The organism is Streptomyces asoensis (assembly GCF_013085465.1).
Taxonomy (GTDB): Bacteria; Actinomycetota; Actinomycetes; order Streptomycetales; family Streptomycetaceae; genus Streptomyces; species Streptomyces cacaoi_A.
Window position 1 is genome coordinate 5,042,815 of record NZ_CP049838.1, and the last position, 26,272, is coordinate 5,069,086.

Below are 26,272 nucleotides of genomic sequence, written 5' to 3' on the forward strand. Positions count from 1 at the left end.
GAAAGGCCGTACACGCAGACTGCGTGTACGGCCTTTCCCGTTGGCCCGCTGACGGGCCCTGATGCCCTGGGCCGCGCCCTGTTCGCTCAGAGCGAACTGTCGGTGGCATCCTGCTTGCCCCAGTCCACCTGCGGCCCGTCGAAGTGGGAGGCGTGCCGGGGCGGATGCGCCGCGGCGCCGAGCACGAAGACGTCCTCCGCCCCGTCGAGCACTCCGCCCGAGGGGTCGTCGTCGCCCGCCTGCCGCACCACGTCCCGCTCCGGCATCAGGATGTCGCGCACGACCACGCCGCACAGGTAGAGCGTTCCCAGCAGGTGCACACCGATGGCCCAGTGGTAGCCGTCGGTCGGCAGACCCTTGTGGGCGTCTCCGCTCATCGTGTACGCGAGGTACATCCAGATGCCCAGGAAATAGGCGACCTCGCACGCCTGCCAGATCAGGAAGTCCCGCCACTTCGGCCGGGCGAGCACCGCCAGCGGCACCAGCCACAGAACGTACTGCGGCGAGTAGACCTTGTTGGTGAGGATGAAAGCGGCCACGATCAGAAAGGCCAGCTGGGCGAAGCGGGGCCGACGGGGTGCGATCAGCGCCAGCACGGCGATGCCCGCGGCGCACAGCACGACGAGCAGCGTGGCGAGGGTGTTGACGCTGTCGGTGGTGAGGGGATCGCTGGAGTTCTGCGCCATGATCAGCCAGAAGGAGCCGAAGTCGACCCCCCGCTCCTGGCTGAACCGGTAGAACTTCGACCACCCGTCGAAGGCGAAGAGCATGACGGGCAGGTTCACCACCAGCCACGCGACGACCGCACCGCCCAGGGCCTTGCCGAAGTCCCGCCACTTCCCCGCACGCCAGCACAGCACGAACAGGGGACCGAGCAGGAAGACGGGATAGAGCTTGGCGGCCGTGGCGAGCCCCAGCAGGACGCCGAAGGCAAGGGACCGGCCCCGCGACCACATGAGCATCGCCGCGGCCGTCAGAGCGACCGCCAGGAGATCCCAGTTGATGGTCGCGGTCAACGCGAAGGCGGGCGCCAGGGCGACCAACAGGCCGTCCCACGGGCGCCGGGCGTGCGTCCGGGCCACACAGACGGCGATGACGGCCGCACACGCCATCAGCATCCCGGCGTTGACCATCCAGTACCACTGTTCCTGGTCCTGGATGCTGCCGCTGCCCGGCGTCAGCCAGTTGGCCACCTCCATGAACACGCCGGTCAGCACCGGGTACTCGAGGTAGTCCATGTCGCCGGGCAGCTTGTCGAAGTACGGCACGAGTCCGTCGGCGAAACCGCGCCCCTGGTAGAGGTGCGGGATGTCCGAGTAGCAGGCGTGCGTGTACTGGGTGGTGGCGCCGAAGAACCAGCCGCCGTTGTAGCAGGGCGCCTTCTGGATCAGTCCTAGGGCGAACATCCCGATCGCCACGAGCGCGACGATCCGCACGGGAGTCCACCAGGACGTCCCGAGCAGGGCCCGGCGGCCGAGGGGACCGCCGATCAGCTCACTGCCGGCCGTGGCCACCGGGTCATCGCTGGTCGGCTTCACCGGATCCGGCTCGTGCGCGCGCGTCGGCGTCGATTCTGCACTGGGCATGAGCGACATCCTGCCGTACGGACCTAGGAATACGCCGAGGGCCGCCCCACCTCGTTCGGTGGAGCGGCCCTCGTTTCACGTGAAACATGCGCATGTTTCACGTGAAACACCCAAGACGGACGGCAGTGCGGCTAGCCGCCCGGGCCTCCGAAGAAGCCACCGTTTCCGTTGCCTCTGCTGTTGCCGTCCGACTCCGTGGCCGTCGGCGTCGGAGTGGTGTCCCCTGTTCCCCCGTTGTCGTTCCCGTCGGTCGTCCCAGCGCTGTCGTCCTGGCAGTCGAAGAAGTTGGAGCACGTCTCGGACGCCGAGGGCGACGGCTCTACCTCCGTCTCGCTGGGAGACGCGGAGGGCGACGGCGACTCCTCCTCGGTCTCGGTGGCCGAAGGCGTCGGAGTCGGGGACGGTTCCGCGTTCACGACCTCGCCGATCGGCTGGGGCTCCGGGAAGTCCTTCGACTTCGTACCCTTCAGCGCCTCGGCCATGTAGTCGTGCCAGATCTGCGCCGGGAACGAGGCGCCGTGGATCTTCTCCTGGCCACCTGTTCCGAACATCTCCAGGAACGTGCGGTTCTTGTTCGACTCGTCGTCGTCGTAGCGGAACATGGTGACCGCGGTCGACAGCTGCGGGGTGTAGCCCACGAACCAGGCCGACTTGTTGCCGTCGGTGGTGCCGGTCTTGCCGGCCACCTCGCGGCCGGGCAGCTGGGCGTTGGTGCCGGTGCCCTTCTCGACCACGGTCTTCAGGACGTCCGTGACATTGTCGGCGACCTTCGCGGTGAACGCCTGCTTCGTCTCGGTCTCGTGCGTGAAGATCTGGCCCTTCTCGCTCGTGACCTTCTCCACGGAGTAGGGATCACGCTGCTTGCCGCTGGCGGCGAAGGTGCCGTACGCACCCGCCATCCGGATCGCGCTCGGGTCGGAGATGCCGATCGAGAACGACGGGAAGCCGCTGTTGGTCAGGCTGGACTCCTTCAGGCCCGCGCTGACGGCGGATTCCTTCACCTTGTCCAGACCGACGTCCATGCCGAGCTGCACGAAGGCGGAGTTCACCGACTCGCGCATCGCCTCCCGGAGGTCGATCTTGTATTTGGGCGGAGTCCCCAGGGAGACGTTGCCGTCATTGGTCTGAAGCCACTCCTCGCCCTTCTCGTTCTTCCAGACCGAACCGTCGTAGTTCTCGATCTTGAGCTTGTTCTTGCCGCTGAACAGGCTCTTGGGCGAGACGATGGTGCGTTCGTCCTGCGCCTGCGACGACCCCAGATCCGGATCCCGCACGCCCCACGTCATCGCGGCGGCCAGCACGAACGGCTTGAACGTCGAACCGACCTGGGCGCCGGTCTGGTCGGCGTTGTCGGTGAAGTGCTTGGTGGCGTCCTCACCGCCGTAGATGGCCCGGATGGCACCGGTGTCCGGTTCCACGGACGCCCCGCCGAACTGGACGTGCGTGTCCGTGTCCGGTCGTTCCTTCGGCTTGATGTTGGCCTTCTGGACCTTCGTGACCGACTCCTCGAGCTCCTTGACCTTGTTCTTGTCGAAGGTCGTGTAGATCGAGTAGCCGCCCTGCTGGAGCAGGTCCTGGGTGATCCCGGTCTTCTTGCTGTTGGTGACCAGGTAACCGTTGGCGAGGTCGACCAGGTAGCCGATCTGGCCCTTCAGGTCGGTGTTCGAGCGGGGGTTCTGCCACTTGGGGAGGGTGGTGTACTTGGCCCGCACCGCGGCCTTCAGATGGCCGTACTCGACCATCTTGTCGAGGGTGTCCTGCATCTGGAGCGTGGCCCGCTTGATGTTGGCCGCGGGCGTGGCACCGACCGAGTCGACGGAGGTCGCGCCGGCGGGGTCGTAGTACGTGGCGCCCTTCAGCATGGCGGCCAGGAACGCGCACTCGCCCGGGTTGAGCTTGATCGCGTCCTTGTTGAAGTACGCGCGGGCGGCGGCCTGGATCCCGTAGGCGTTACGCCCGTAGTACGCGGAGTTCAGATAGCCCTGCATGATCTGGTCTTTGTCGACCTCGGCGCCCACCTTGATGGACACGAAGATCTCCTTGAACTTCCGGGAGATCGTCTGCGACTGGTCGTTCAGCATGGCGTTCTTGACGTACTGCTGGGTGATCGTCGATCCACCCTGCGTCTGGCCGCCCCTCGCCATGTTGAACACGGCTCGGGCGATGCCCTTGGGGTCGATGCCGCTGTCGTCGTAGAAGGTCTTGTTCTCCTGCGAGATCACCGCCCAGCGCATCTCCTCCGGGATCTGCGAGAGGTCGATGTTCTGACGGTTCGTCTCACCACCGGTGGCAACCATCTGGCTGCCGTCCTTCCAGTAGTAGACGTTGTTCTGCGCCGTCGCCGTCTTGGCGACGTCAGGGATGCCCACCATGGCGTACCCGATGCCCGCCACGGCCACCAGACTGCCCACGAAGCCGACGAACAGGCCCCCGACGAGCTTCCAGGACGGCATCCAGCGCTGCCAGCCGTACTTGCCGGCGCGTGGGTAATCGATCAGACGCTTGCTGTCGGGCGCCGGTCGCCCTCTGCCCCGTCCGGGGCCGGTCGGGGCTCCGCGCCGGCCCCCTGTGGGCTCGGCCGCTCTGCGCCGCCCACCCGAGTCTCTCTGGGGCGCGCGCCGGGCGTCGGCGCGGCTGCCTTGCGACTGCTCCTCGCCTCCGGCCCCGTGACCCAACCCGTAGTCGGCAGGAGATCCGGTGGCGCCTCGCGGTGCCGCGCGGCGGCCGGAGGACGGACCGGACTGGCCGCGTCGGGCCGCGGCACGTCCGCCTCCCTGCGGCTGCGGCGGTTTGCGACGGTGCTCGCTCATCGAACGATTACTCCTCGGGCAGGCGCATCCGTGCGCGCCTGGAAAGGGCGGCTGGTTTCCTGTCCCCCCGAAGTACGGATGCGGTCGGTCGCGCATTCACCCGTACTGCACCGAGGACCTCGACGCCCCCCGGCGTCTCATGGGTCCCGGTGGTGTGCATGGCGCACAGACTACGCACCGTCAAAACCTGCCTAGCCCCGAAGGTCACCCCAAACCAGGCAACTTGCCCTCAATCAATCGGTGATGTGATCCCGTTCACCTTCTCCCCTCTTGTCGCATCCGGAAGGCCGTTCTATCGTCGTGATGTATCGAGTCGATACATCAGCGCGACATAAGGCCGAGAGGAGGCGACGATGAGCCGGCGTGCCGGGATCCTCGAGTTCGCCGTCCTGGGCCTTCTCCGCGAGTCTCCGATGCACGGCTATGAGCTGCGCAAACGGCTCAATACGTCACTGGGTGTGTTCCGTGCGTTCAGCTACGGCACGCTCTACCCCTGCCTCAAGACGCTGGTCACCAACGGCTGGTTGATCGAGGAACCGGGAAACACCCACGAAGACGCCCTCGCCGCTCCACTCGCAGGGCGTCGCGCCAAGATCGTCTACCGGTTGACGGCGGAGGGTAAGGAGCACTTCGAGGAACTGCTCTCGCAGACGGGTCCCGACGCGTACGAGGACGAACACTTCGCCGCTCGTTTCGCCTTCTTCGGGCAGACGTCGCGCGACGTTCGCATGCGCGTACTCGAGGGCCGTCGCAGCCGGCTGGAGGAGCGCCTCGAGAAGATGCGCGCCTCCCTGGCGCGCACCCGGGAGCGCCTCGACGACTACACGCTTGAGCTCCAGCGCCACGGTATGGAGTCCGTGGAGCGCGAAGTGCGCTGGCTGAACGAGCTCATCGAGAGCGAGCGGGCCGGACGGGACCTGACAGGTCCCGCTTCCGGGGGGCCCGCTCAACAGAACACCACATCTGGATCGACGGGCGGCCTGCCCCGCCCCGGGGACACCCCCGGGGCGGATCTGCCCGACGAAACCGCCACGTGAGCGCCCATTCAGGGCCTCACTCGTACACACAGGGAGCAACCGGAATGGGTTCGGTTCGCGTAGCCATCGTCGGCGTAGGCAACTGCGCCGCCTCGCTGGTGCAGGGCGTCGAGTACTACAAGGACGCCGACCCGGCGTCCAAGGTCCCGGGTCTGATGCACGTGCAGTTCGGCGACTACCACGTCGGTGACGTCGAGTTCGTCGCCGCCTTCGACGTCGACGCGAAGAAGGTCGGCCTCGACCTCTCGGACGCCATCGGTGCCAGCGAGAACAACACCATCAAGATCTGCGACGTCCCGAACAAGGGCGTCACGGTCCAGCGCGGCCACACCCTGGACGGTCTCGGTAAGTACTACCGCGAGACCATCGAGGAGTCCGCCGAGGCCCCGGTCGACATCGTCCAGATCCTCAAGGACCGCCAGGTCGACGTCCTCGTCTGCTACCTGCCCGTCGGTTCCGAGGCCGCGGCGAAGTTCTACGCCCAGGCCGCCATCGACGCCAAGGTCGCGTTCGTCAACGCCCTTCCGGTCTTCATCGCCGGTACCAAGGAGTGGGCGGACAAGTTCACCGAGGCGGGCGTCCCGATCGTCGGCGACGACATCAAGTCCCAGGTCGGCGCCACCATCACCCACCGTGTGATGGCGAAGCTGTTCGAGGACCGCGGTGTCCGGCTCGAGCGCACCATGCAGCTCAACGTCGGCGGCAACATGGACTTCAAGAACATGCTGGAGCGCGACCGCCTCGAGTCCAAGAAGATCTCGAAGACGCAGGCCGTCACCTCGCAGATCCCCGACCGCGACCTGGGCGAGAAGAACGTCCACATCGGTCCCTCGGACTACGTGGCCTGGCTGGACGACCGCAAGTGGGCGTACGTCCGCCTCGAGGGCCGTGCGTTCGGTGACGTCCCGCTGAACCTGGAGTACAAGCTCGAGGTCTGGGACTCCCCGAACTCCGCGGGTGTCATCATCGACGCCCTGCGCGCCGCGAAGATCGCCAAGGACCGCGGCATCGGCGGCCCGATCCTGTCGGCGTCCTCGTACTTCATGAAGTCCCCGCCGGTCCAGTACTTCGACGACGAGGCCTACGCCAACGTCGAGAAGTTCATCCGCGGTGAGGTCGAGCGCTAACCCGACACGCACGGAAAATTCGCTCCTGCCAGGGCTGAGAAGGGTCCCCGGGTCGCATGACCCGGGGACCCTCCCCGTATGTGAGGCTGTGCCCCATGGCCGTCGTCCGTGATCTGCGCGTCCTGCTGCGCTTCGGGAACTTCCGGCGGCTGCTTGCGGTACGGCTGCTCTCCCAGTGCGCGGACGGTGTCTACCAGGTCGCGCTCGCCACCTATGTCGTCTTCTCCCCGGAGAAACAGACCTCCGCCGGCGCGATCGCCTCCGCCATGGCGGTCCTGCTGCTGCCGTACTCCCTCGTCGGCCCCTTCGCCGGTGTCCTGCTGGACCGCTGGCGCCGCCGACAGGTCTTCCTCTACGGCAACCTGCTGCGCGCCCTGCTGGCCTCCGTGACGGCCGTCCTGATGATCAGCCATGTCCCCGACTGGCTCTTCTACGTCTCCGCGCTGTGCGTCACCGCGGTCAACCGCTTCGTCCTCGCCGGCCTTTCGGCGGCTCTGCCACGCGTCGTCGACGGCGAGCGCCTGGTGATGGCCAACTCCCTCTCCCCGACCGCCGGAACGCTGGCCGCGGTCGCGGGCGGCGGTCTCGCCTTCGTCGTCCGGCTGGTGGTGGCGGACTCCGACGCCGCGGTGGTGCTGCTGGGCTGCGCCCTGTACCTGTCCGCCGCGCTCGCCTCCCTGGCCATGGCCGCGGATCTGCTCGGACCCGACCGTGATCTGGTCCAGCCCCGGCTGACGAGTGCGCTCAGAGGCACCGCTCGCGGCCTTTCGGCGGGCCTGCGTCACCTGGCCGAGCCGAAGCGCAGGGAGGCCGCCTGGGCGCTCGGCTCGATCTCGCTGATGCGGTTCTCCTACGGCGCCCTGACCGTCATGGTGCTGATGCTGTGCCGGTACGCCTGGTCGTCCGACCCGGACGACGGGCTGGCCCTGCTGGGGCTGGCGGTAGGAGTCTCCGGCGTGGGCTTCTTCGTCGCCGCGGTGGTCACCCCGTCGGCTGCGGGACGACTGGGTCCGGCCCGCTGGATCGTCGTCTGCTCCGCGGCGGCCGCGGTCCTGGTGCTCGCCCTCATGCTGCCGTTCACCCAAGTCACCACGTTCATCGCGGCCTTCGTGCTGGGGCTGGTCACCCAGGGCGCGAAGATCGCCACCGACACCATCGTCCAGTCGTCCGTACAGGACGGCTTCCGCGGCCGGATCTTCTCTCTCTACGACGTCCTGTTCAACGTCGCCTTCGTCGGCGCCGCCGCCGTCGCCGCCCTGATGCTGCCGCCTGACGGACGTTCCGCCGCATTGGTGGTCACGGTTGCCGTTATCTACGCAGCAATTGCTGCCACTATGGCCCGCTTTGAACGTCGGCAAGTGTCACATCAATGACACAGACTCCGATTCCGGCTACAGGGTTGTCAGTGGGGGCCGGTAACTTACGTGAGTCTTACTTCGCGAGTGATTTCGCGCCACACGTCTAAAAGTTTTCTAGGGGGACCTCCAAGTGTCGACTCCGCCGCCCCACGGCCAGAACCCGTTCGCGCAGCAGGGCCAGCAGCCCTACGGCCAGCCCCAGGGCCAGCCTCAGGGCCAGGCGCCGTACCCGCCGCAGCCCGGCTACCCGCAGCCGGGCGCCGCTCCCTACGGTGCGGTCCCGCCGGAGCAGCCCCGCCGCAAGGTCAGCTTCAAGCTGATCAAGAACGTCGTCATCGTTCTCGCTGTCATCGGCGTCGGCATCGGCGCCTACATATCCAGCCAGGACGACGCCAACACGGCGGCGGTCGGCGACTGCATGCACCGAGGCAGCAGCAGCGACGACAACCCCGACCTCGAGGTCGTCAAGTGCGACTCCTCGCAGGCGCAGTACATCGTGCTGGCGAAGGTCGAGGGCACGTACACCGCGCTCTCGGCCGACAGCAAGTGCGAGGAGAAGGCCAAGGACTTCCAGTACTCGTACACCGAGACCGGTGACGGCAGTAACTTCCTGCTCTGCCTGAAGGACTACACGAAGTAAGGCAGTTGCTGAGAGGGGCGGTGTTTCACGTGAAACACCGCCCCTTCGCATGTGCGCCTGCCCGCGTCGCCGGGGTCATGTTTCACGTGAAACATGACCCCGTTTCACGGAGTCAGCCCTGCTCGGCCCACCACTCCTTGAGCGCCGCCACCGCCGCGTCGTACTCCATCGGCCCGTTCTCCAGGCGCAGTTCCAGCAGGTGCTTGTACGCCTTGCCGATGGCAGGTCCCGGGCCGACGCCCAGGATCTCCATGATCTGGTTGCCGTCGAGGTCGGGGCGGATCGCGTCCAGTTCCTCCCGCTCCTTCAGCTGGGAGATGCGCTCCTCCAGCCCGTCGTACGCCCGTGAGAGCGCGGCCGCCCTGCGCTTGTTCCGCGTCGTGCAGTCCGAGCGGGTCAGCTTGTGCAGGCGGTCGAGGAGCGGTCCCGCGTCCCGCACATAGCGACGCACCGCGGAGTCCGTCCACTCACCGGTGCCGTACCCGTGGAAGCGCAGGTGGAGTTCGACCAGTCGGGAGACGTCCTTCACCAGTTCGTTGGAGTACTTCAGAGCCGTCATGCGCTTCTTCGTCATCTTCATTCCGACCACCTCATGGTGGTGGAACGAGACGCGGCCGTCGTTCTCGAAGCGACGGGTGCGCGGTTTGCCGATGTCATGCAGCAGCGCGGCCAGCCGCAGAGTGAGGTCGGGGCCGTTCTCTTCCAGGGCGATCGCCTGCTCGAGGACGATCAGGGTGTGTTCGTAGACGTCCTTGTGCCGGTGGTGTTCGTCGCTCTCCAGCCGCAGGGCGGGCAGCTCGGGCAGCACATGGTCGGCGATGCCGGTGTCGACCAGCAGCGACAGCCCCTTGCGCGGGTTCGCGGACAGGATCAGCTTGTTCAGCTCGTCCCGTACCCGCTCGGCCGAGACGATCTCGATGCGGCCGGCCATCTCCTTCATCGCCGTGACGACCTCGGGGTCGACCTCGAAGTCGAGCTGGGCGGCGAAGCGGGCGGCGCGCATCATGCGCAGCGGGTCGTCCGAGAAGGACTCCTCCGGCGTACCCGGGGTGCGCAGCACGCGCGCCGCGAGGTCCTCCAGGCCACCGTGCGGGTCGATGAACTCCTTCTCGGGAAGCGCCACGGCCATGGCGTTCACGGTGAAGTCCCGACGGACGAGGTCCTGCTCGATGGAGTCGCCGTACGACACCTCGGGCTTGCGCGAGGTGCGGTCGTAGGCCTCCGACCGGTAGGTGGTGACCTCGATCTGGAAGCATCGATCGACGTCTCCGACACGGGCGTCCTTCTGGACCCCGACGGTGCCGAACGCGATCCCGACCTCCCACACCGCGTCCGCCCATGGCCGGACGATCTTCAGTACGTCCTCGGGACGGGCGTCCGTCGTGAAGTCCAGGTCATTGCCGAGCCGGCCGAGCAGCGCGTCCCGGACCGAGCCGCCGACCAGGGCGAGAGAGAACCCGGCCTCCTGGAAGCGGCGGGCGAGGTCGTCGGCGACAGGGGCGACCCGCAGCAGTTCACTGACCGCACGGTGCTGCACCTGGCTCAGGACACTGAGGTTGTCTTCGTTGGCGTTCGGCACAACAGAAGAGGGTACGTGGCCCGGCCGACCGGGGGCGCCCCGATTTGGGGTACGCGGACATCACTCCCGATACAGGTGCAAGGAAGGCTCTTAACGTCTACACGGACACTCTCTCTCATATGCATAGATGGAGGACGATCCGACCGGCTTCCACGATCTTGTGGAGCAGTCCGCGGCACTTCCCCTCAGCGCGCATCGTTACCATGCGTGGACGCACATTCCGACGACCACTGACGACGACGAGGGACGGCGAACGCGTGGCCGAGGCGGCAGACTTTCCGGGGATGACTCCCTCACCTGCCCGCCGGTGGCTGCGGCGCACCGGCGCACTGCTCGCCGGGGCGCCCCTGCTGGCCGGTCTGCTCCAGCTGCCCGCCGCCCCCGCGCAGGCCGTCGGCCAGACCTCCGCCAAGGAGGCCTCCGACGCCGGCACGGTGGCTGTCACCGTCGACTCGCTCAGCCCCGCCGCTCCCAGAGACGGGGACACCCTGACGGTCTCCGGCACGGTCACCAACAACGGCAAGCAGTCGGTCACCGACGCCCACGTGGGTCTGCGAGTGGGTTCCGCGCTCACCACCCGCTCGGCGATCGACAGTGCGGCCAAGAGCGCGGACGCCCTCTCCGGCAACGACGGCTCCGAGGTGGGCGGCAAGTACGTAACCGAGTTCGCCAAGCTCACACCGGGCGTGGCCGAGCACTTCAGCATCTCCGTCCCGGTCGACAAGCTCGACCTGGACGAAGACGGCGTCTACCCGCTCGGGGTCTCCCTCGAGGGCGAGACGTCCGCGCAGCCGTGGGAGCAGGTGCTGGGCGTCCAGCGGACCTTCCTGCCGTGGCAGCCCGAGGAGGCGGACACTCCGACCAGGACGACGGTGCTGTGGCCGCTGGTCTCCACCGTCCACATGTCGGCGGAGACCGGATCGAACGCGCAGCAGACGCCGGTCTTCCTCAATGACGACCTGGCCAAGGAGCTCTCGCCCGGCGGCCGCCTGGAGCAGCTCCTGAGCCTGGGCAAGGAGCTCGACGTCACCTGGGTGATCGACCCGGACCTGCTGGCGTCCGTCGACGCCATGACCGGCAGCTACCGGGTCCGGGGCGACGGGGACACCACCACGGCCGGCACCCACCAGGCGGTCGCCAAACAGTGGCTCGACGACCTCCAGGACGCGGTGCTCGGCAAGGAGGTCGTGGCGCTGCCCTTCGCCGATCCCGACCTGGCCTCGCTCGCCCACAACGGCACCGGAGTCGCCGGCTCGCTGAGCCAGCTCAAGGCGGCCACCGACGTCGCCGCCACCACCGTGGAGACCGTGCTCCATGTGACCCCGAACACCGACTTCGCCTGGCCGGTGGACGGCGCCGTCGACCCGTCGATCGTCAAGGTCGCCACCTCGGCAGGCGCCGACAAGGTGATCGCGCGCAGCGACAGCCTGACGGAGAACGGCGATCTCACCTACACCCCCTCCGCGGCCCGGCCCATCGGCGGCGGCACCACGGCGGTGGTCGCGGACGAGCGGCTGTCGACGGCGTTCAAGGGCGATCTGACGAAGGCCTCCACGGCCACGCTCACCGTGCAGGAGTTCCTCGCGCAGAGCCTGGCCCTGAACCTACAGACGGGCAAGCAGCGCAGCGTCGTCGTCGCCCCGCAGCGCATGCCGACCGCGAGCCAGGCCCGGTCACTGGCGGAAGCCGTCACCACGCTCCAGGGCGGTACCTGGTCGCAGTCCCAGCAGCTCGCGGCGGCCGCCAAGGCCAAGCCCGACCCGGGCGCCACCACGAAGGTGCCGTCGAGCTCGGCGTACCCCTCCTCGCTGCGCAAGCAGGAGCTGCCCCGGTCGGCTTTCGAGCAGATCGCGTACACGCAGGACAAACTCGACAACTTCAAGGTGATCCTCGCCAACGAGGCCCGGGTGGTGACCCCCTTCGGGCGGGCCATGAACCGTGAAATGTCCACGTCCTGGCGGGGCCGGAGCACCGCCGCCGGCTCGTTCCGCCAGGGTGTGCAGGCCTACCTCGACACCCTCACCGGCCAGGTCAAGCTGATCGACAAGTCGGAGACCAAGCTCTCCGGGCGAAGCGCCACGATCCCGGTGACCGTGCAGAACAACCTGGTGCAGGGCGTCGACCACCTGGTCCTGCGGCTCACCTCGAAGAACCCGACCCGTCTCGAGATCTCCGACGAGGCCTACGCCGAGCAGAGGGTGACGGTCTCCGGCGGGCACACCACGACGGTGAAGTTCACCACGTCCGCCAAGGTCAACGGCCAGACGACGGTGGTCGCCCAGCTGTACACCGAGGACGGCCAGAAGTACGGCGAAGAGGTCGCCTTCGACGTGCGGGTCACCGAGATCACAGCCACGGTGATGCTGGTCATCGGCGGCGGCGTCCTGCTGCTCGTGCTGGCCGGCTTCCGCATGTACACCCAGCGCAAGCGTGCCGCGGCCCGGGAAGCACAAGAGACCGACGAGACCGAAGAAGACGGCGAGGACCGTGCCGACGAGGCGGGCGAGCCCGCCGACGGCCCGGAGAACGCCGGGGACCGCGAGAACCGTCCCGAAAAAGAGTCCGGCGGCCGAGCAGGGGCAGCCGACCCGGAGCAGCCGAGTGACGAGACACCGGACACCGCAGTGGAAAGCACCGACCCGTCCGGCACGGGTGAGAGAGTGGACCGTTGAGGATGTCGTGGCCGGTGGGCCCGGGACGATGAGGTGGGGTAACCATGAACGCGCCGTACGACGGTGACCGCGGCCAGGCCGCGGGCGGCTCGGGCCACCCCGAGGGCCCGCCGCCCGAGCATGGCCAGGTGCCGCCGCAGCACCCGGCGGACATGTACCTCCAGGACGCCTACGACCAGGACCCCTACCGGGCCCAGGACCTCACCGCGCAGGACCCGGTCGCCGAGGCGCTCTACGACCGTGCCGCGCACCCCCCGCCGCCGCCGGGCATGCACCAGCCGCAGCAGCCGCTGTACGGCCGGCCCCCGCAGTCCCCGTACGCACCCGACCCGCATGTGTGGGCCCAGACCCCGGCGCCCGAGCCGGAGGGCCCCACCCAGTACCTGCCGTACGGCGACGACCCCCGTACGACGCAGTTCGTGGGCGTGGACGACCTGGTGACGCATTCCAGCGAGGAGCAGCACCAGCCCGACGCCTTCGCCCACCTCTTCCGGGACCAGCAGCAGGGCGGCGCCCACTCCGCGGAGTCCCCGTCGGTGCCCGGCCCGGCGAGCGCTCCGGGCGGGCAGGGAGCGGTACCGGCGTACCAGGCTCCGGTGGCGGCGTCGTCCGCGACGGACCAGACCATGAACCTCACCGCCACGCCGGCCGCGCCCCCCGCCGCGGCCGCCCCTGCCGCCAAGAAGGGCGGACGCGCCGGTGGCCTGCTGAAGTCCAGCGCCGTCATGGCGGCGGGCACGATGGTGTCCCGCCTCACCGGCTTCGTCCGCTCCGCGCTGATCGTCTCGGCGCTGGGCGTCGGTCTGCTCGGCGACACTTTCCAGGTCGCCTATCAGCTGCCCACGATGATCTACATCCTGACCGTCGGCGGCGGCCTCAACTCGGTCTTCGTGCCGCAGCTCGTGCGGGCCATGAAGGAGGACGAGGACGGCGGCGAGGCGTTCGCCAACCGTTTGCTCACGCTGGTCATGGTGGCGCTCGGCCTGCTCACGGTCGCCTCGGTCGCCGCGGCGCCCGTCCTGATCCGCCTCCTGTCCGACTCGGTCGCCAGCGACCCGGCGGCCAACGAGGTCGGCATCACCTTCGTCCGCTACTTCCTGCCCTCGATCTTCTTCATGGGCGTCCATGTGGTGATGGGGCAGATCCTCAACGCGCGCGGCAAGTTCGGCGCGATGATGTGGACGCCGGTCCTCAACAACATCGTCATCATCGTGACGCTGGGCATGTTCATCTGGGTCTACGGCACCGCCGCCGACTCCGGCATGAAGGTCACGACCATCCCGCCGGAGGGCGAGCGACTCCTCGGCATCGGGGTCCTGCTCGGCCTCGTCGTGCAGGCCCTCGCCATGATCCCGTACCTGCGCGAGACCGGTTTCCGGCTGCGGCTGCGCTTCGACTGGAAGGGCCACGGCCTCGGCAAGGCGGCGACCCTCGCCAAGTGGACCGTTCTGTTCGTCCTGGCCAACCAGGCAGGCGCGCTCGTCGTCACCCAGCTGTCCACGTCGGCGGGCAAGGACTCGCCGGTCGACGGCACCGGCTTCTCCGCCTACGCCAACGCCCAGCTGATCTGGGGACTGCCGCAGGCCATCATCACCGTCTCCCTGATGGCCGCGCTGCTGCCCCGCATCTCCCGCTCGGCGGCCGAGGGCGACGCCGGCGCGGTCCGCGACGACATCTCCCAGGGCCTGCGCACGACGGCCGTCGCGATCGTCCCGATCGCCTTCGGCTTCCTCGCACTCGGCATCCCGATGTGCACGCTGATCTTCGGCTCCTCCGGCACCAGCGAGGCCACGAACATGGGCTTCATGCTGATGGCCTTCGGCCTCGGCCTGATCCCCTACTCCGTGCAGTACGTCGTCCTGCGCGCCTTCTACGCCTACGAGGACACCCGGACCCCCTTCTACAACACCGTCATCGTGGCCGCGGTCAACGCGAGCGCCTCGGCGATCTGTTACTTCGTCCTCCCCGCCCGCTGGGCCGTGGTCGGCATGGCGGCCTCCTACGGCCTGGCATACGCGATCGGCGTCGGCGTCGCCTGGAACAGGCTGCGCAAGCGGCTCGGCGGCGACCTCGACGGTTCCCATGTCCTGCGGACCTACGCCCGACTGTGCATCGCCTCCGTTCCGGCGGCCCTGATCAGCGGCGCGGCCTGCTACGCCATCGGCCACAGCCTGGGCCAGGGCGTCCTGGGTTCCTTCGCCGCACTGCTGGCCGGCGGGGTCCTGTTGTTCGGCATCTTCTTCGTCGCCGCCCGCCGCATGCGCATCGAGGAGCTCAATTCGCTCGTCGGCATGGTCCGCGGACGCCTGGGTCGCTGAGTCAGGGGGTAGGCGCACAACCATCGTTCGCCGCCGCGTGTCGTGCATAGCGGCGGACTGTGGGCACAATTGGGTTCGGCGTCGTACGGCGCGCACGAGGTCGCACGGCGCGCACTGAATGGGGAGGCAGGAACGACGGTGGCGGAACGGAGCACAGCTGCCGTCGACGTGGCAGACAACAGCGGTGACAAGCCGCTGACCGCACAAGCGGACCAGTCCACGGCCGACGGGGTGGTCAAGAACCGGGAGCAGGACACGGACAGCGACGAGGCACAGGGGAGCGGCGGGGCGGAGCGTCCCGGAAAGGCCTCACCGCCAGAACTGCACAGCGGTCACAAGCTCGCCAGGCGCTATCGCCTCGAAGAGTGCGTCACCCGTCTGGACGGTTTCAGCAGTTGGCGTGCGGTCGACGAGAAACTCCGTCGTGCCGTGGGCGTCCACATCCTGCCCGCGGATCACACCCGGGCCCGTTCGGTGCTGGCAGCGGCCCGCTCCTCCGCCCTGCTCGGAGATCCCCGCTTCGTCCAAGTACTGGACGCCGTCGAGGAGAACGACCTCGTCTACGTGGTCCATGAGTGGCTGCCCGACGCCACCGAGCTGACCGCATTGCTCGCGGCCGGCCCGCTGGAGCCGCACGACGCTTACCAGATGGTGAGTCAGATCGCCTCCGCCATGGCCGCCGCCCACCGCGAAGGCCTGGCGCATCTGCGTCTGAACCCCAATGCCGTGCTGCGCACCTCCTCGGGCCAGTGGCGCATCCGCGGCCTCGCGGTGAACGCCGCGCTGCGCGGTGTCACCACCGACACCCCTCAGCGCACCGACACCGAGGCGATCGGCGCCCTGCTGTACGCGGCGCTCACCCAGCGCTGGCCGTACGAGAACGACGCCTACGGCCTCTCGGGGCTGCCCAAGGACATCGGTCTGATCGCCCCCGACCAGGTGCGCGCCGGCGTCCACCGGGGCCTGTCGGAGCTGTCGATGCGCGCCCTCGTCAACGACGGCGCGACCGCCTCCCGGCACGAGGCTGCCTGCACGACGCCGGAGGAGCTGGTGAAGGCGATCGGGGAGATGCCCCGCATCCGCCCGCCCGAGCCCGCGTTCACCGCGCCGCCCGAGTACCAACGCACGACGTACCAGCAGGGCACCTACGGCCGTCCCGCGCCGCACCCGGGTGTCACCCAGCAGGTGCCGACGCCGCTGCCCCCGCTCCAGAGCCGCACCGGCAAGGCGCTGAAGTGGGCGGTCTCCGCCCTCCTCATCGCCGCCCTCGGCCTGGGCAGCTGGCAGCTGGCGGACGCTCTGATGGACCAGGGCCAGTCCGACGACCCGAACCAGACCCAGACGACGGACGAGGGCGACAAGAACAGCACCGCACCCAAGCCGGTCACGACGCTCAAGATCCACGATGCCGCCGAGTACTACCCGGACGGCAAGGCCCAGCACCCCGACGACGCGAAGCTGACCTACGACAACGACAGCTCCACGTACTGGCGGTCGTACTCCTTCGACGACGGGCCCGTACTCGCACCGTTCAAGAAGGGCGTGGGCATCGTCTACGACCTCGGCTCCGAACAGAGCGTCTCGGCAGCCTCGATAGGGCTTCGCTACGGCGGCAACTACACCGCCGCGAGCCTGTACGCGGCCGATTCGCTCTCGTCGTCGGCACCCCTCACGTCCATGACGAAGATCGCCGACGCCAAGACGTCCGGACAGGAACTGAAGATCTCCGCCAAGACACCGGTGAAGACGCGGTACGTTCTCGTATGGATCACCGCCGCGCCGCTCGCGTCGGGCGACCAATACAGCGAGTCCGGTTACAAGCAGGCCATCACCGACGTGAAGTTCACGGGCTGACGTCTCACCGAAGGGGGGAGGAGGTCCGATGGCGGAAGGCGCCGGATATGACGGAGCGAGCGACCAGGACCTCCTCACCCGCCACGTAGAGGGCGACCCCGACGCCTTCGGTGAGCTCGTACGGCGTCACCGCGACCGACTCTGGGCGGTGGCCCTGCGCACGCTGGGAGACCGCGAGGAGGCCGCTGACGCCGTCCAGGACGCCCTCGTGTCCGCCTACCGGGCTGCCCACACCTTCCGCGGCCAGTCCGCCGTCACGACCTGGCTGCACCGCATCACGGTGAACGCCTGTCTGGACCGCGCCCGCAAAGCGGCTTCCCGCAAGACCTCACCGGTCGACGACACCGAGCGACTGGAGCAGCTGCTCGAGCCGCACGAGTCGGCGTCCGCGCCCGCCGAACGCAACGACCTGCACCGCCAGCTCCTCGAAGCGCTCGGCACCCTCCCTCCCGACCAGCGAGCCGCCCTCGTCCTCGTGGACATGCAGGGCTACCCGGTCGCCGAGGCCGCCCGTGTGCTCGACGTGCCGACCGGAACGGTGAAGAGCCGCTGCGCCCGGGGCAGAGCCAGACTCCTGCCGCTCCTCACTCATCTGCGGCCGGACGGCACCGGCGGCGACAGAGAAAACGGCACAGGACGGAACCGGGCGCAGGGGACATCCGTCCCACCGGCAGCGGAACCTCGGGACGAGGGGCCGGGCAATGCCGGGACAGGCGATTCAGCTGCTGTGAAGGGCGGAGGTGGGCGAGCGTGACCTCGACGACGGACACGACCGGGCACCCGGACGTCGCGGAGATCTCCGACCTCACCGAGGGCCTGCTGGCTCCCTCCCGGAGCGCCGACGTACGTCGGCATCTGGACGCCTGCGAGCTCTGCGCGGACGTCCATACGTCGCTCGAGGAGATCCGTGGCCTTCTGGGCACCCTCCCCGGCCCGCCGCGGATGCCGGACGACGTCACCCACCGCATCGATGCCGCACTCGCCGCCGAGGCGCTGCTGAACGCCACGGCGCCGGAGAACGCAGGCGCCTCGTCGGCGATCGGTGTGGTCACGACCGACGCCGACGCGCTCCATGTTTCACGTGAAACAGCGACGGACCGACCGGCCGGACGCGCCCGCGCCACCACCACCGGCCCGGGCCGCAAGGACCGCAAGCGGGGCGGCCGCCGCAAGATCGCTGTCCTGGGAGCGGTCCTCACCGTCGCGGCGCTGGGACTCGGTTCCGTTCTGGTGTCGTCGCTCACGGACGGCGGGGGGCCGGGCACTTCGACTCATCAGTCGACCGGGCCGGACACCTTCTCCGCGAGCGGGCTGGAGGGGCAGGTCACCGATCTCCTCGCCAAGGCCGCGGACTCCCGTGGCTCGCACAGCCTGGGCATCCAAGGAACATCCGACGCCGCATCACCCGGTGATGAGTCACCGAAGATCCTCCGGCAGCCCGTGGTGCCTCCGTGTGTACAGCAGGGCATCGGCCGCAGCGATGCGGCGCTCGCCATCGAAGAAGGCACGTACCAGGGGACGGACGCCCTGCTCGTCGTGCTGCCGGACGCTTCCGACAGCACGCGGATCGACGCCTACATCATGGACAAGACCTGTGTGGATCATCCGGCGTCGAGTCCGGCGAAGGTTCTGCTGACGAACTCCTACACGCGTCGCTGACGACCGATGTCCCGTCTCGCTGCTGCGCCGTGTCCCCCCTGTCATCCCCTACGGTGTGGTCCCTCCGTGTGCCCGGACACACCGGGAATGCACGCCCCTTAGGATCCGTTGGGTGGGGTGAGAGTTCAAGTGGCTCCCACCGCTCAACCGATGCAGTCCAGAGACGAGGAAACAATCCGTGAGCGACGTCCGTAACGTGATCATCATCGGCTCCGGGCCCGCCGGCTACACCGCGGCGCTGTACACCGCGCGCGCGTCGCTGAAGCCGCTCGTGTTCGAAGGCGCCGTCACCGCGGGCGGCGCTCTGATGAACACCACCGAGGTGGAGAACTTCCCCGGCTTCCAGGACGGCATCATGGGCCCCGAGCTCATGGACAACATGCGTGCCCAGGCCGAGCGCTTCGGTGCCGAGCTGATCCCCGACGACATCGTCTCCGTCGACCTCACGGGTGAGATCAAGACCGTCACGGACACCGCGGGCACGATCCACCGGGCCAAGGCCGTCATCGTGACCACCGGCTCCCAGCACCGCAAGCTCGGCCTGCCGAACGAGGACGCCCTCTCCGGCCGCGGTGTCTCCTGGTGCGCCACCTGTGACGGCTTCTTCTTCAAGGACCAGGACATCGCCGTGATCGGCGGCGGCGACACCGCGATGGAGGAAGCCACCTTCCTCTCCCGCTTCGCCAAGTCCGTGACGATCGTCCACCGCCGGGACACCCTGCGCGCCTCCAAGGCGATGCAGGAGCGCGCCTTCGCCGACCCGAAGATCAAGTTCGTCTGGGACAGCGAGGTCGCCGAGATCCAGGGTGACCCGAAGCTGGCCGGGCTGAAGCTGCGCAACCTCAAGACGGGCGAGCTCTCGGACCTCCCGGTGACCGGCCTCTTCATCGCGATCGGCCACGACCCGCGCACCGAGCTCTTCAAGGGTCAGCTCGACCTGGACGAGGAGGGCTACCTGAAGGTCGCCGCGCCCTCCACCCGGACGAACCTGACCGGTGTCTTCGCCGCCGGCGACGTGGTCGACCACACCTACCGTCAGGCGATCACCGCGGCCGGCACCGGCTGCTCCTCCGCTCTCGACGCCGAGCGCTACCTCGCCGCCCTCGCGGACGAGGAGCAGGCCGAGCCCGAGAAGACCGCTGTCTGACCCTCTCCCGCCCCACCGCACCGCACCGAGAATTAAGGAGCCCCCTGTGGCCGGCACCCTGAAGAATGTGACCGACGCCGACTTCGAAGAGGTCGTCCTCAAGAGCGACAAGCCCGTCCTGGTGGACTTCTGGGCCGCGTGGTGTGGCCCGTGCCGCCAGATCGCCCCCTCGCTCGAGGCCATCGCCGCCGAGCACGGCGACAAGATCGAGGTCGTCAAGCTCAACATCGACGAGAACCCGGGTACGGCCGCCAAGTACGGCGTCATGTCGATCCCGACGCTGAATGTGTACCAGGGTGGCGAGGTCGCCAAGACCATCGTCGGTGCCAAGCCGAAGGCCGCGCTCGTCCGCGACCTGGAGACCTTCATCTCCGAGTGACACGCTGAGCCGTCCCGCCGACGGCTGATGTTTCACGTGAAACACGAATGGGCCAGCCCCTCAGGGGCTGGCCCATTGCGTTACCGGGCTCTTCAGAGCGGGCGCAGCGCCGGCTCCTTCTGAACCGCCCCCAGCAACCGGTCGAGCGCCATCTCTACGTCTTCCTTCCAGGAGAGCGTGGTCCGCAGCTCCAGCCTCATCCGAGGATGAGCGGGATGAGGACGCACCGTCTTGAAGCCCACCGCCAGCAGATGGTCGGCCGGGAGCACACAGGCCGGCTCCTTCCAGCGTGCGTCGCCGAACGCCTCGATCGCTTTGAAGCCCCGCCGCAGCAGATCCTTGGCGACCGTCTGGACCATCACGCGGCCAAGCCCCTGCCCCTGGTAGCCCGGCATGATGAACGCGGTCATCAACTGCACGGCGTCCGGCGACACAGGGCTCGTGGGGAACGCAGTCGAGCGGGGAACGTAGGCGGGCGGCGCGTAGAGCACGAACCCCACGGGAACGTCGTCCACATAGACGACCCGGCCGCACGACCCCCAGTCCAGCAGGACAGCGGAGATCCAGGACTCCTTCTCCAGAGCGGGTGTACCCGCCCTTACCGCGGCCGCGCTGCTGACGGGGTCCAGCTCCCAGAAGACACACGCCCGACAGCGCTTGGGAAGGTCTTGAAGGTTGTCCAGCGTGAGCGGTACGAGCCGACGCCCCATGAAGGCTGTTCCTCGCTTCCTTCGCTCGCAGCATCGCGAGCGGCTGTCAGAGCGCTCCGTTCCCTGAGCAGGCTGCCGACGAAGCCGCCGACCGCGCCCAGTCCCAGCCCGGCGCTCACCAGTCCGGTCCGGCTCATCGTTCGCATGGCCCCCGCCTCCCGCTCCGAGGTACTGCCAGGTGGATGCGCCACAACCCCATCGCATCGTATCCACGATGCGATTCCATCGATACCGCCTGAAAGCAAAGAGCGAGCCGTGTTCCGGGACACACCGGACACGGCTCGCTCACAGGTCCCACGGCCGACACCCGCTCGACCAAGCCGCGGCTCAGTCTTCCGACTCCTCGGCGTCGCCGTCCACGAGGCCCTTCTGGAGGACGGGACCTTCGCCGGGCGCGAGCGAGTCGAGGATGCGCTCCAGGTCCTCCATGGAGGCGAACTCGACGGTGATCTTGCCCTTCTTCTGCCCCAGGTCGACCTTCACCCGGGTTTCGAAGCGGTCCGAGAGCCGGGTCGCGAGGTCGGTCAGCGCCGGGGAGACCCGACCGCCGGCCCTCGGCCCCTTGGCACGCTGAGCCGACTGCGGACGCGAGCCCATGAGGGTCACGATCTCCTCGACGGCCCGTACCGAAAGTCCCTCAGCCACGATGCGGTGGGCCAGCCGGTCCTGCTCCTCCGAGTCATCGACCGAGAGCAGTGCCCGGGCGTGACCGGCGGAGAGCACTCCGGCCGCGACCCTGCGCTGAACCGCCGGCGAGAGCTTCAGCAGACGCAGCGTGTTGGAGACCTGCGGGCGGGATCGACCGATGCGGTCCGCCAGCTGGTCGTGCGTGCAGTTGAAGTCCTTCAGCAACTGGTCGTAGGCGGCCGCCTCTTCCAGCGGGTTCAGCTGGGCCCGGTGGAGGTTCTCCAGAAGGGCGTCCAGGAGAAGCTTCTCGTCGTCCGTGGCCCGCACGATCGCCGGGATCGCCTCCAGGCCGGCCTCGCGGCAGGCCCGGAAACGCCGCTCACCCATGATGAGCTCGTAGCGCGCGGGGCCCAGCTGGCGTACGACGACCGGCTGGAGCAGGCCGACCTCCTTGATGGAGGTGATGAGCTCGTGCAGCGCGTCCTCGTCGAAGACCTCACGGGGCTGACGCGGGTTCGGCGCGATGTGGTCGAGGGGAATCTCGGCGAAGTGCACACCGATGGGCGGCGCGGGCATCTCCACGGAGCCGTTCGCCGACAGCTCCTCTGTTTCACGTGAAACAGGCAGCAGCGCGGCCACCTTCGCCGCGGCCACCCCGCGGTCGGTCGTCAGAACCGGTACGGCTGCGGGGGACATGGATCCTCCGCCTCCCACCGCGGCCTGCGCCGGTGTCTTCTCCGTCGGGGCAGCAGGGATCAGTGCACCAAGACCGCGGCCCAGCCCCCTCCGTCGCTCACTCACTGAATGCCCTCCACCATGTTCGCGTTGTTCTGGGCGCCGATATGGGCGTGTGTCGCGTCGTAGCTGACCCCGACACCCCTCAGCGCCAGCTCTCGTGCTGCCTCAAGGTAGGAGAGAGCACCGCTCGATCCTGGATCGTAGGTCAGCACCGTCTGTCCATAGCTCGGCGCCTCGGAGATACGGACCGAGCGAGGAATGCTCGTCCGCAGCACCTCCTCCACGAAGTGGGTGCGCACCTCCTCCGCGACCTGCGACGCGAGGCGCGTCCGGCCGTCGTACATGGTGAGCAGAATGGTCGACACATGCAGGGCGGGATTGAGGTGTCCCCGCACCAGGTCGACGTTGCGCAGCAACTGCCCCAGACCTTCCAGCGCGTAGTACTCGCACTGGATCGGGATGAGGACCTCGGCACCGGCCACCATCGCGTTGACCGTCAGCAGGCCGAGTGACGGCGGGCAGTCGATGAGAATGTAGTCCAGCGGCTGCTCGTAAGCCTGGATCGCTCGCTGGAGGCGGCTCTCACGTGCCACCAGGGACACCAACTCGATCTCCGCGCCGGCGAGATCGATCGTGGCGGGAGCGCAGAAGAGGCCTTCTACATCGGGAACGGGCTGAACGACTTCCGCGAGCGGGCGACTGTCGACCAACACGTCATAGATGGACGGAACCTCGGCGTGGTGGTCGATTCCCAGGGCGGTGGACGCGTTGCCCTGGGGGTCGAGGTCGACCACCAGGACCCGGCCACCGTGCAGGGCCAGGGACGCAGCAAGGTTGACGGTCGTCGTCGTCTTGCCCACCCCGCCCTTCTGGTTGGCGACGACGATCACACGGGTCTGCTCAGGACGTGGCAGGCCCTCGCCGGCGCGGCCCAGAGCCTCCACCGCGAGTTGGGCAGCACGACCGATCGGGGTGTCGTCCATGGGAGGCGGTGTTTCACGTGAAACATCCTCCCCAAACGACTCGGTACGGGGACCGGGGACCGGATCGGTCATCGGTCCCGCGATGTTGGCGTCGGACCGCAAGGATTCACTCTCCTCGACTTCAGGCTCGCAATGAACAGAGCCTCCCATGCCTTCGGGGTCATGAACCAGTGAGGCCTGTTGTTCTGTGGAGAAATCCACCTCTGTGGACAACTCCCGTCCCTCATCGAGTGAACCGAGAGGCTTACGGTCGCGCGGTTCGGCTGCGGCGCGACCGCGGCTGATGATGCCGTGGAGCAGGGAGCGACGTTTCACGTGAAACACGATGCACAGCCCCGGCGGCCGGATCCCTCGCGACACTCCGTGATGCGTAGGTTTGGCAGCTTGTGTGGAGTACGTCTCAGCGGCGCCGACGCGTTCGGCTGGTACGGGCCGCCTTGGCCCGCTTGGCGGCGAACCTCACACCGCCCGGGCTCTCCCCGACCTCGACCCGCACCACCGTGGACAGCGGGTCCACCACGCCCTCACCCACATGCAGGATCGAGGTGCCCACGGCTCCGAGCTTGCTCAGCGCGGTGGACGCGCTCTTCAGCTCCTCCTCGGCGGTGTCGCCCTTGAGGGCGAGCATCTCGCCGTAAGGACGCAGCAGCGGGATGCCCCAGGTGGCCAGGCGGTCCAGAGGCGCCACCGCACGGGCGGTCACCACATGCACCGGCGGCATCGTGCCCATGACCTCCTCGGCACGTCCACGCGCGACCGTCACATGGTCCAGGCCGAGGAGCTCGACGACTTCGGTGAGGAAGTTGGTCCGTCGCAGGAGCGGCTCCAGCAGGGTGATCTTCAGATCCTCCCGCACGAGCGCCAGGGGAATGCCGGGCAGTCCGGCGCCCGAACCGACGTCGCAGACGGTCACGCCCTCGGGCACGACCTCGGAGAGCACCGCGCAGTTCAACATATGCCTCTCCCAGAGGCGGGGTACCTCGCGTGGGCCGATGAGCCCACGCTGCACGCCTGCCTCGGCCAGGAGCTCGGCGTATCGGACCGCATCACCGAAGCGATCGCCGAATACCTCTCGTGCCACCTCAGGCGCAGGGGGGAGCTCCGCTGCCTCCGTCACGGGGACCGTCCTTCCGTACCGCATCAGCGCTGCGAGCGCCGACCACCAGAACTACCGGGCTGACAAAGTTCGGCCCCGTCTGCACAACAGACGGGGCCGGGGACACGTACGTACCGAATCAGTTGGGCAGGACGACTACGAAGCGCTGCGGCTCCTCGCCCTCGGACTCGCTGCGCAGGCCGGCGACCTTGACCGCGTCGTGGACGACCTTGCGCTCGAAGGGCGTCATCGGCTTCAGCTTGACCGGCTCACCGCTGTTCTTCGCGTCGGCCGCGGCCTTGGCACCCAGCTCGGAGAGCTCGGCACGCTTCTGGGCACGGTAGCCCGCGATATCCAGCATCAGCCGACTGCGGTCGCCGGTCTCCCGGTGCACGGCCAGGCGCGTGAGTTCCTGGAGCGCCTCCAACACCTCGCCGTCCCGGCCGACCAGCTTCGACAGGTCACGGGTGCCCGCGTCGCTGATGATCGACACAGAGGCGCGGTCGGCCTCGACGTCCATGTCGATGTCGCCGTCGAGATCGGCGATGTCCAGCAGACCCTCGAGGTAGTCCGCCGCGATCTCGCCCTCTTGCTCCAGGCGGGTCAGGGTGTCTGCACCCTCGGCGGCGGCGGAGGTGGTGCCTTCCGTCACGGGATGGGCTCCTTCTTACTTCTTGGACGGGGACTTGGGGCGCTGCGGGCCGCCCTTGCGCTGCCCGGACTGGGCCTTGCTGCGACCTCCGCTACCAGACTTGGGAGCGGCCTGCTTGGCCGTACCGGCGCCTCCGGAGGGCTTGGCGTCCTCCGGCTCGTCGGACTTGCTCAGCGAGATGGTCTCCTCGGCACCCTTCGCCGGGGCCGTGGACTGGCGCTGCGACTTCGACTGCCGCTTGGGCTGCTGCCGCTTGGCGGCGGCCGCGCTCGTCGGCGTGCCGTCCTCGGCCTGGGCCGCGGCCTGGGCCTCGCTCTTGATCACGGTGCCGTCGGCCTGTGCGGCGAAGCCCACCTTGGTCAGACCGTTGATGAACTTGCGCTCGGCGTCGTTGCGCTCGCGGCCCTTGGCCACGATGGCCTTGACGATGGCCCGCTCGCCGCGGCTGCGGGTCTTGCCGTGGTGCGTGACGTGCTTGTACAGGCGCTCCAGGTACGCGGCCTGAGCCTTGGAACCCGGGGTCGGGTTGTTGCGGATCACGTACATCTGCTGGCCCATGGTCCACACGTTGGTGGTCAGCCAGTAGACGAGGACACCGACGGGGAAGTTGATGCCGAAGACGGCGAACATGACGGGGAAGACGTACATCAGCATCTTCTGCTGCTGCATGAACGGGGTCTTCACCGAGGTGTCGACGTTCTTCGTCATCAGCTGGCGCTGCGTGAAGAACTGCGACGCCGACATCATGATGATCATGATCGCGGTCACGATGCGGACGTTGGTCAGCGAGGCGTCGAACGACACCAGGTCCGAGGCGCTGTCCGTGAACTTCGCGGCCAACGGGGCACCGAAGATGTGCGCCTTCTGCGCGCTCTCCAGAAGGCTGTCGTTGATCACGCCAATGGTGTCGCCGTTGGCGATGCCGTTGAGCACGTGGTACAGGGCGAAGAAGAATGGAGACTGCGCCAGGATGGGAAGGCACGAGGAGAGCGGGTTGGTGCCCGTCTCCTTGTACAGCTTCATCATCTCTTCGGACTGACGCTGCTTGTCGTTCTTGTAGCGCTCCTGGATCTTCTTCATCTCAGGCTGGAGCGTCTGCATGGCCCGCGTCGCCTTGATCTGCTTCACGAAGAGCGGGATCAGGCAGATACGGATCAGAATCACCAGGGACACGATCGACAGGCCCCAGGCCCACCCGGTGTCAGGGCCGAAGATGGCCCCGTACACCTTGTGGAACTGGACGATGACCCAGGAGACAGGTGTCGTGATGAAGCTGAAGAGGCTGGCAATCGTGTCCACT

Annotated in this window: 20 protein-coding genes; 11 read left to right on the forward strand and 9 right to left on the reverse strand. The window is 68.2% G+C overall.

The features are described 5' to 3' along the window. Nucleotides 1-86: 86 nt before the first annotated feature. A complete protein-coding gene (locus tag G9272_RS22545) occupies nucleotides 87-1,586 on the reverse strand; it encodes a glycosyltransferase family 87 protein (RefSeq protein ID WP_171398251.1) in 1,500 nt (499 codons plus the stop codon). A 131-nt stretch (nucleotides 1,587-1,717) separates the two neighbouring features. Continuing rightward, complete coding sequence (locus G9272_RS22550) at nucleotides 1,718-4,396, reverse strand: transglycosylase domain-containing protein (RefSeq protein WP_171398252.1); 2,679 nt, start codon at nucleotides 4,394-4,396, stop codon at nucleotides 1,718-1,720. 353 nt (nucleotides 4,397-4,749) lie between these two features. On the opposite strand from G9272_RS22550, the gene G9272_RS22555 reads away from it, so the two are divergent. From G9272_RS22555 to G9272_RS22570, 4 genes are all read left to right on the forward strand, one after another. Next, complete coding sequence (locus G9272_RS22555) at nucleotides 4,750-5,433, forward strand: PadR family transcriptional regulator (protein WP_171398253.1); 684 nt, start codon at nucleotides 4,750-4,752, stop codon at nucleotides 5,431-5,433. 44 nt (nucleotides 5,434-5,477) lie between these two features. After that, entirely contained in the window at nucleotides 5,478-6,560 is a 1,083-nt protein-coding gene (locus tag G9272_RS22560) for an inositol-3-phosphate synthase (protein ID WP_171398254.1), read from the forward strand. A gap of 95 nt (nucleotides 6,561-6,655) precedes the next feature. After that, a complete protein-coding gene (locus tag G9272_RS22565) occupies nucleotides 6,656-7,933 on the forward strand; it encodes an MFS transporter (protein WP_171398255.1) in 1,278 nt (425 codons plus the stop codon). A 115-nt stretch (nucleotides 7,934-8,048) separates the two neighbouring features. Further along, a complete protein-coding gene (locus G9272_RS22570; RefSeq protein ID WP_171398256.1) occupies nucleotides 8,049-8,558 on the forward strand; it encodes an LppU/SCO3897 family protein in 510 nt (169 codons plus the stop codon). Between the two features lie 112 nt (nucleotides 8,559-8,670). Here G9272_RS22570 and G9272_RS22575 read toward each other — a convergent pair whose 3' ends face one another. Continuing rightward, complete coding sequence (locus G9272_RS22575) at nucleotides 8,671-10,137, reverse strand: CCA tRNA nucleotidyltransferase (protein ID WP_171398257.1); 1,467 nt, start codon at nucleotides 10,135-10,137, stop codon at nucleotides 8,671-8,673. Nucleotides 10,138-10,394: 257 nt separating this feature from the next. Here G9272_RS22575 and G9272_RS22580 point away from each other — a divergent pair, with 257 nt between their 5' ends. The 7 genes from G9272_RS22580 to trxA all read left to right on the forward strand — a co-directional run bounded on the left by G9272_RS22580 (nucleotide 10,395) and on the right by trxA (nucleotide 20,166). Beyond that, nucleotides 10,395-12,809: a DUF6049 family protein gene (locus tag G9272_RS22580; RefSeq protein WP_171398258.1), complete on the forward strand. Its 2,415-nt coding sequence runs from the start codon at nucleotides 10,395-10,397 to the stop codon at nucleotides 12,807-12,809. Between the two features lie 44 nt (nucleotides 12,810-12,853). Beyond that, a complete protein-coding gene (gene murJ / locus G9272_RS22585) occupies nucleotides 12,854-15,127 on the forward strand; it encodes a murein biosynthesis integral membrane protein MurJ (RefSeq protein ID WP_171398259.1) in 2,274 nt (757 codons plus the stop codon). A 138-nt stretch (nucleotides 15,128-15,265) separates the two neighbouring features. Continuing rightward, entirely contained in the window at nucleotides 15,266-16,981 is a 1,716-nt protein-coding gene (locus G9272_RS22590) for a protein kinase family protein (RefSeq protein ID WP_171398260.1), read from the forward strand. 28 nt (nucleotides 16,982-17,009) lie between these two features. Continuing rightward, entirely contained in the window at nucleotides 17,010-17,735 is a 726-nt protein-coding gene (gene sigM, locus G9272_RS22595; RefSeq protein WP_171398261.1) for an RNA polymerase sigma factor SigM, read from the forward strand. Continuing rightward, entirely contained in the window at nucleotides 17,732-18,640 is a 909-nt protein-coding gene (locus G9272_RS22600; protein ID WP_171398262.1) for a hypothetical protein, read from the forward strand. Before sigM ends, G9272_RS22600 begins: the two co-directional genes overlap by 4 nt. 178 nt (nucleotides 18,641-18,818) lie before the next feature. Next, nucleotides 18,819-19,787, forward strand: a complete 969-nt coding sequence (trxB, locus tag G9272_RS22605; protein ID WP_057606309.1) for a thioredoxin-disulfide reductase — start codon at nucleotides 18,819-18,821, stop codon at nucleotides 19,785-19,787. 46 nt (nucleotides 19,788-19,833) lie between these two features. Further along, nucleotides 19,834-20,166, forward strand: a complete 333-nt coding sequence (gene trxA, locus G9272_RS22610; protein WP_062644855.1) for a thioredoxin — start codon at nucleotides 19,834-19,836, stop codon at nucleotides 20,164-20,166. Between the two features lie 92 nt (nucleotides 20,167-20,258). Here trxA and G9272_RS22615 read toward each other — a convergent pair whose 3' ends face one another. The 6 genes from G9272_RS22615 to yidC form a co-directional block, all read right to left on the reverse strand. Then, nucleotides 20,259-20,876, reverse strand: a complete 618-nt coding sequence (locus tag G9272_RS22615) for a GNAT family N-acetyltransferase (RefSeq protein WP_054242119.1) — start codon at nucleotides 20,874-20,876, stop codon at nucleotides 20,259-20,261. A 327-nt stretch (nucleotides 20,877-21,203) separates the two neighbouring features. Beyond that, nucleotides 21,204-22,304: a ParB/RepB/Spo0J family partition protein gene (locus G9272_RS22620; RefSeq protein ID WP_171398263.1), complete on the reverse strand. Its 1,101-nt coding sequence runs from the start codon at nucleotides 22,302-22,304 to the stop codon at nucleotides 21,204-21,206. Then, nucleotides 22,301-23,374, reverse strand: a complete 1,074-nt coding sequence (locus tag G9272_RS22625; protein WP_171402114.1) for an AAA family ATPase — start codon at nucleotides 23,372-23,374, stop codon at nucleotides 22,301-22,303. The genes G9272_RS22620 and G9272_RS22625 overlap by 4 nt, the downstream gene beginning before the upstream one ends. Before the next feature lie 250 nt (nucleotides 23,375-23,624). Continuing rightward, nucleotides 23,625-24,341, reverse strand: a complete 717-nt coding sequence (gene rsmG, locus G9272_RS22630; RefSeq protein ID WP_028806977.1) for a 16S rRNA (guanine(527)-N(7))-methyltransferase RsmG — start codon at nucleotides 24,339-24,341, stop codon at nucleotides 23,625-23,627. A 118-nt stretch (nucleotides 24,342-24,459) separates the two neighbouring features. Next, nucleotides 24,460-24,972: a protein jag gene (locus G9272_RS22635; RefSeq protein WP_062644858.1), complete on the reverse strand. Its 513-nt coding sequence runs from the start codon at nucleotides 24,970-24,972 to the stop codon at nucleotides 24,460-24,462. Between the two features lie 15 nt (nucleotides 24,973-24,987). Beyond that, entirely contained in the window at nucleotides 24,988-26,271 is a 1,284-nt protein-coding gene (yidC, locus tag G9272_RS22640) for a membrane protein insertase YidC (protein ID WP_171398264.1), read from the reverse strand. Nucleotide 26,272: the final 1 nt, after the last annotated feature.

What these genes read in the sequence shown, in the direction of transcription:
- murJ (WP_171398259.1), top strand. Translation starts at nt 12,854, where the DNA reads ATGAACGCGCCGTACGACGGTGACCGCGGCCAGGCCGCGGGCGGCTCG.
- G9272_RS22615 (WP_054242119.1), bottom strand. Translation starts at nt 20,876, where the DNA reads ATGGGGCGTCGGCTCGTACCGCTCACGCTGGACAACCTTCAAGACCTT.
- G9272_RS22545 (WP_171398251.1), bottom strand. Translation starts at nt 1,586, where the DNA reads ATGCCCAGTGCAGAATCGACGCCGACGCGCGCGCACGAGCCGGATCCG.
- G9272_RS22550 (WP_171398252.1), bottom strand. Translation starts at nt 4,396, where the DNA reads ATGAGCGAGCACCGTCGCAAACCGCCGCAGCCGCAGGGAGGCGGACGT.
- G9272_RS22625 (WP_171402114.1), bottom strand. Translation starts at nt 23,374, where the DNA reads ATGGGAGGCTCTGTTCATTGCGAGCCTGAAGTCGAGGAGAGTGAATCC.
- sigM (WP_171398261.1), top strand. Translation starts at nt 17,010, where the DNA reads ATGGCGGAAGGCGCCGGATATGACGGAGCGAGCGACCAGGACCTCCTC.
- G9272_RS22560 (WP_171398254.1), top strand. Translation starts at nt 5,478, where the DNA reads ATGGGTTCGGTTCGCGTAGCCATCGTCGGCGTAGGCAACTGCGCCGCC.
- G9272_RS22555 (WP_171398253.1), top strand. Translation starts at nt 4,750, where the DNA reads ATGAGCCGGCGTGCCGGGATCCTCGAGTTCGCCGTCCTGGGCCTTCTC.
- G9272_RS22565 (WP_171398255.1), top strand. Translation starts at nt 6,656, where the DNA reads ATGGCCGTCGTCCGTGATCTGCGCGTCCTGCTGCGCTTCGGGAACTTC.